A 1351-nucleotide genomic window follows, 5' to 3' on the forward strand; every position below is an offset into this window, starting at 1 on the left:
ATTAAATATTTAAATTTTGATCTTTCAGAAATAATCAGTTAAACAAACTAAAAATCAGCTCCTCTCTTTTTATAAAATTATGGTATAATTGGCGATAGTATTCTGTAAAATAGAACACTAAACATCAAGTAACTTTAAAGGAGTCCTTAATGGCAGTAACACAAGCAGAGGTTGCGCAGCTTTACGTGGCGTTATTTAACAGAGCCCCAGAAGGCGCTGGATTCAAAGCATGGATTAGCTTTGGCCACAACAAAACACAGGCTGAGATAGCTCAATTGATGCTAGAATCTCCGGCAGCTATAGACTACTATGGCGGTAGAATAGACCAAGATAAAGATTATATAGAGCTTATCTATAAAAATATTCTTGGCAAAGATTATACGCAAGATCCTGATGGTATTAACGCATGGGTTAAACACCTTCAGTTGGGTCATTCAAGAGGCGAGACTCTCGTCAAAATATTTGAGGTAGCACAGTCTGCGGCAGCTAAAGCGGCGGATCCGGTTGCGGCTAAAATTTTCGAAAATAAGACGGCAATTTCAGCTTATATGGCTGAAAAAATCGCCAACATAGAAACAAATGTTTCCGGAAGTTATGATTATAAGCCGTTTCAGGAAATTATAAAAACTACGACTGACACGAATTTCGAAGAGCAAAAAGCAAAAATAGACGCTCTTGCCGCTTCTACTTCATACACTCTAACTACTGAGCCAAACGATTTAACCGGTGGAGTAGGACAAGATGTTTTCAACGCTGTTGCAGACTCATTTATGGGTACAAATACTTTAAAGCCTACAGATAAGATCGACGGCGGTACGGGAGAAAATACTCTGAATGTTACCTTGAAAGATAATTTCAACGGAATGACTACAGGGTTTATCAAAAATATAGATAACCTAAATTTAACAAACACATCTACAGCCAAAAAGACCTTTAATGCAAGAAATATCGATGGTCTTAAAAAAGTAACTTTAGATGGCGAAAATGGTATAAATTTTATAAATCCTAGCAATTTAGTGGATTTAACTATCGAGAATCTAAAAAGCAGTACGGAGTCGTTTAAATTAAATTATAACACCGGAACTATCGCTGGCACAAATGATACGCAAAATTTAACGTTAGATAATGTAAATTTGCATAAAAATGCTATAGATAACGTGGTCGGCGTTGCAGGCACAGGCATAGATATCCCGAATATCGAAAACCTAAACATAACTACAAAAGGCGAGAAAAGCACCGTATTTATAAAATCAGGCGACAACACAAACCACTATAAAACAATATCCGTCAAAGGTACTACCGATGTTAAGCTTATGGTGGAAAGCGATCGCTTAGAAAAGGTCGATGCTTC

General features: G+C 36.9%; 1 protein-coding gene. It reads left to right on the forward strand.

Going from position 1 to position 1351, the window contains the following annotated elements; translation table 11 throughout:
- Nucleotides 1-149 precede the first annotated feature (149 nt).
- Nucleotides 150-1351 (forward strand): DUF4214 domain-containing protein (locus Q0200_RS03125; RefSeq protein ID WP_297937587.1); only part of this gene is annotated, 1202 nt, incomplete at its 3' end.

Source organism: uncultured Campylobacter sp., assembly GCF_938045225.1.
In the GTDB taxonomy this organism is placed as follows: Bacteria; Campylobacterota; Campylobacteria; order Campylobacterales; family Campylobacteraceae; genus Campylobacter_A.